The organism is Streptomyces boncukensis (assembly GCF_011045075.1).
Classification (GTDB): domain Bacteria; phylum Actinomycetota; class Actinomycetes; order Streptomycetales; family Streptomycetaceae; genus Streptomyces; species Streptomyces boncukensis.
This window is the reverse complement of record NZ_JAAKZZ010000534.1, coordinates 1-4,709: the sequence shown is the minus strand read 5'-3', so window position 1 is coordinate 4,709 and position 4,709 is coordinate 1. Positions and strand designations below refer to the sequence as shown.

General features: G+C 72.4%; 2 protein-coding genes. One reads left to right on the top strand and one right to left on the bottom strand.

Annotation, left to right across the window (positions count from 1 at the left end; all coding sequences use genetic code 11):
- On the bottom strand, positions 1–3,895 hold a 3,895-nt coding region (locus G5C65_RS31385), incomplete at its 3' end, for a nitrate- and nitrite sensing domain-containing protein (protein WP_165302436.1).
- A gap of 552 nt (positions 3,896–4,447) precedes the next feature.
- Between G5C65_RS31385 and G5C65_RS31380 the strand changes: the two genes are divergently transcribed.
- Entirely contained in the window at positions 4,448–4,630 is a 183-nt protein-coding gene (locus tag G5C65_RS31380; protein ID WP_165302435.1) for a hypothetical protein, read from the top strand.
- Positions 4,631–4,709: the final 79 nt, after the last annotated feature.

The window sequence follows — 4,709 nt, the reverse complement described above, 5'->3', positions numbered from 1 at the left end:
GGGTGGGCCCCCCGGACGGCTGCTGTTGCGGCGCGCTGCCCGCCGGCCGGCTGCCTGGATCGGGCGCCGAGGGTGCGGACGGAGCCGGTGGTGCCGATGGTGCGGAGCCCTGGAACCAGTTCGACTCCATGGACTCGAATATGGGAGTGCGGGTGTCGGCGGGGGCCGGAGGGCCGCTGGGTATCCCCTCGTTCGCCACCGGTGCCGCCGTCTCGCCCGTGTCCTGGCTCGGGCCACCGCCGCCCTGCGCCGGGGCGGGCGGCTGCCCGCTGCTCATGCCCGTGTAACCCGGGCGGGCGTGCTCGCCGGTCTCCGGCTCGTCGTGGCCGCGCGGGGCGTCCTCGCCGGGGCCGGGCTCCTGGGTCGCCCAGCTCGGGCGCCCCGCCGCGCTGCCGGGCACGCCGACGTCGGAGAAGGGGGGACGGGTGAACTCGCCGGTGGAGCCGGGGCCCTGCTGGCCGGGGCCGGGCTGGCCTGGGCCCTGCTGCTGCGCCGGGAACTGGCCGGTGCCGCCGTTCATACCGGGCTGCGGGAGGGCGAACTCGCCGGTACCGCCCGGCCCCTGGCCTCCGGCCTGGGGCTGCGGGAACTGACCGGTGTCCCCCGGACCGTTCGGCACGGGGTACTGACCCGTATCGCCGGGACCGCCCGGAGCCTGCGGCTGCGGGAACTGACCCGTGTCTCCCGGACCGTTCGGCACCGGGTACTGACCCGTATCGCCCGGACCACCCGGCTGTCCGGGACGCGGGAACTGACCCGTGTCACCCGGACCGCCCGGAGCCTGCGGCACCGGGAACTGGCCCGTATCGCCCGGACCGCCGGGAGCCTGCGGCTGCGGGAACTGACCGGTATCGCCCGGACCGTTCGGTACAGGGTACTGACCCGTGTCGCCCGGACCACCGTTGGCCTGCACGGGCATCGGGTACTGACCGGTGTCGCCCGGACCGCCGCCCTGCGCGGGCATCGGGTACTGACCGGTGTCACCCGGACCGTTCGGCACGGGGTACTGACCCGTGTCACCGGGGCCACCCGGCTGCCCGGGACGCGGGAACTGACCCGTGTCACCCGCGTTCCCACGCTGCGGCGGCACCGGGAACTGACCCGTATCACCCGGACCGCCCGGAACCTGCGGCTGCGGGAACTGACCGGTGTCACCCGGGCCGCCGGACGCCTGCGCTGGCTGCGGGAACTGTCCCGTCTCGCTCCCCGTACCGGCCCCCGGCCGCTGGACCGCCGGGAACTGGGAGGTGTCGCCGGGGCCGGCCGGGGCGGGCTGCTGGCCCTGGCCGCCGGGCAGCTCGGCCTGGGCGCCGCGGGTGGGCAGCGGCGGGCCGCCCGGAGGCGCGGCACCGGGCGCTCCCGGGCCGCCGGACGTGCCGGGACGCGGCGGGGTGGCCGACGCGAACAGGTTGGGGGTGCCGTCGCCGCTGCCGGGCAGCGCGGGGCGGTCGGGGCCGCCGCCGACCTGGCCGCGAGTCGGCAGCGCGCCGAGCCGGGACGTGCCCGCCGGTGCGCCGGGCCCGGCGCCCGCGCCCGCGCGGTTGCCGCCGGGCTGCTGCGGACCGCGCTGCAGCGCGGCGGCGAGGCCGCCGCCCTTCTGCGCCGCGGGGCGGCCGCCGGGCGCGCCCGCGCCCGCCGCGGCGGGGGCACCGGGGCGGCCCTTGGGCTGGGCGCCGCCCTGGGCGACGTCGACGGGGAGCATGACGAGTGCCGTCGTGCCGCCGGAGTCGGAGGGGCGGAGCTGGATGCGGATGCCGTGCCGCAGGGAGAGGCGGCCGACCACGAAGAGGCCCATGCGGCGGGAGACGGAGACGTCCACCGTCGGCGGGTTGGCCAGCCGCTCGTTGATCGCTCCGAGGTCCTCGGGCGAGAGGCCGATGCCGGTGTCATGGATCTCGATCAGCACCCGGCCGTCGGGCAGGGCGTGGCCGGTGACCTTGACCTTGGTCTGCGGCGAGGAGAACGAGGTGGCGTTCTCCAGCAGCTCGGCGAGCAGGTGCACGAGGTCGTTGACGACGCGGCCCGCGACCTCGGTGGGCGGCACGGAGCTGAGCTCGATGCGCTCGTACTGCTCCACCTCGGAGGCGGCGGCGCGGAGCACGTCGACGAGCGGGACCGGGCGGGTCCACCGGCGGCCCGGCTCCTCACCCGCGAGGACCAGCAGGTTCTCGCCGTTCCTGCGCATTCGGGTGGCGAGGTGGTCCAGCTTGAAGAGCGAGGACAGCTGGTCCGGGTCGGCCTCGCGGGACTCCAGTTCGGAGATGAGCGAGAGCTGCCGCTGGATCAGGCCCTGGCTGCGGCGCGAGAGGTTGGTGAACATCGCGTTGACGTTCCCCCGCAGCAGCGCCTGCTCGCCGGCGAGCCGGACGGCCTCGCGGTGCACGTCGTCGAACGCCGCGGCCACCTTGCCGATCTCGTCGCGGCTGTGGACGCCGACGGAGTCGACCGAGGTGTCCACGTCCTGCGGCTCGGCCTCGGACATCTGCTTGACCAGCTCGGGCAGCCGGTTGCGGGCGACGTCCTGCGCGGTGTCCTGCAGCCGGCGCAGCGAGCTGACCATGGAGCGGGCGACGACGAACGCGCCGACGAGGGAGATGCCCAGGACGAGCAGGATGAGCGCACCGCTGATGTACGCCTCGCGCTGGGCGTCCGAGCGCAGTTCGCGGGCCTGCTGCTCCATCTGCGTGAGCAGCGTCTGCTCGATCTTGCCCATCGCGGTGATCTTGTCTATGTCCTGGTCCATCCAGTCGACATAGGTCCGCTTTTCCTTCTTGATCGCGCCCTGGCTGTGCAGGATGCGGTCGCGGTACTTGTCCGCCTCGCGGACGTTGATGTCGCCGTTGGTGAGCGGCTTGATGAGATCGTTCGCGTCGCCGTCGCCGTAGATCTTGGTGAAGCTGTCGAGCTCCGCGTCCTCGCTGTCGGCGGCGGTGCGGGCGTAGAGCCGGTCGTTCTCCGACAGCTTGGGGCTGCCGGGGTGGGCGAGGCCGGCGGAGATGATGGCGCGCTGGATGGAGGCGTACTCCTTGGCGCTGGAGAAGGAGGCCAGGGCGCGGGTGCTCTGGATCATCTCCGAGTTGCTGGTGGCCTGCGCCATGTCCTGGGAGAGGGACAGCAGGGAATCGATCAGCTGGTTGTAGCTGTTGACCGTCTGGGAGACGTTGTCGGGGTTCTCGTAGGCCCGCTCGCGGAGGTCCTTGATGGTGTTCAGCTGGCGGGTGATGTCCAGGACGGTGGACTGGACGCCCGCCATCACCTTGTCGCCGCCGTCGATGTCGCCGGTGGCTTCCTTGAACTGCTGGAGCGTGCGGTCCGTCTTCTCGCGCGGGGTGACGACCAGCTCGTCCTTCTGGTTGCCGGTGCTCACCAGGGGGCCGGCCGAGCGGTCCCGCTCCTCCTGGAGCGCGGCGGCCAGTTCGGTGGCCTGCTCCGTCATCTCGGTGAGCAGCTTCATGTTGTCGAGCTGGTCGACGTTCTGCAGCGAGTTGGCGATGCGGAGGCCACCGAGGGACGTGGCCGCGATGACCGGCAGGGCGAGCAGGGAGACCAGCCGGGTGCTGATGCGCCAGTTCTTCAGGGCGAGCCGGTTGCCCGTGTTCTGCGGGCCGGGGGACTTGGCCGCCTTGTCCGCCCGCTCCCCCTTGGACTTGGACTTGCCCCCCTTGTCCTTGCCGCCCTTGCCCTTGCCCTTGGCCTTCGGCTCCTCGGCCGCGCCGCTCCCCTGGGCCTGCCGGTCCGCGGGCGCGCCGGGCGCACCGGGTGGGCCGCCGGCATCCGGAGCGGGCGCCGCCGGCCCGCCGTCCTGGGCACGCGGGGCCGGGGAACCGCGATCGGCGGAGCCGTGCAGCTCCGGGTCCCCCTCGGCGCTGCCATCCCTCTTGAAACGTCCCTGCACTAGCGTCGCAACCTCTGGACCAGGCGTCCCACCGCGCGCGACGGTGGGACGGTATCGAGTCGTGGGGGTGCAAGTCCCCCCGGGCGGTCGTGAATGACCGGCGCGTCCCCTCATCACCGGTGCGCCGCGCCTTTGCGTCCGCGCGCCGGTCTGCTGTCTTGCGGCGGTCCGTGGAATTCCAGCACAGTGCCGGATCTCCAACAAGGGCTGTGGAGGACGCGAGGGCCATGGTCACTCATCGAGTCCAAGCCCTCACCAGGGGTATACATTCACCCGTGAAACTCCGGACATTTCCCTACGAGGCACTCAGCCCGACACCGTGCCCAACTAGCCGGTAGTGAGCACAGAACATCCCGAAAGTCCCCTCTGCCCGATTAAGGAACTGGATTCAACGATTCCTTATGTCGCTTTTGGGGGGACCGTCGTGAGCAAACTCACACCGTCCGCGTTGCCTAGGTCACGCCCTGGAAGGGAATAGCGGGCCTACCCTCGACATTTACAAAGAGTGACGATCTGTCAAGTCGATTCAAGTCAAGCGAGGTACGGGCCCCAGTGAAGTCCACCCTGACCATCCGCACCATAGCCAACCCGCGCCGCACCACGCTGGCGCATCTCACGGACGCGGACGAACTCGCCACCGAGACGTACGCGCAGGAGCCCCCGGAGTCCGCCGAACTCCCCCAGCAGACCGCCAACCCCCGGCGCACCGTCCTGGTGGAAGCACCCGTCGACTGACGTCGTCGGCGCTCCCGGCGGTACACCGACCGCTATACGACCGCGTACACAGGTGGGGCGGGACCGGAGATCCGGTCCC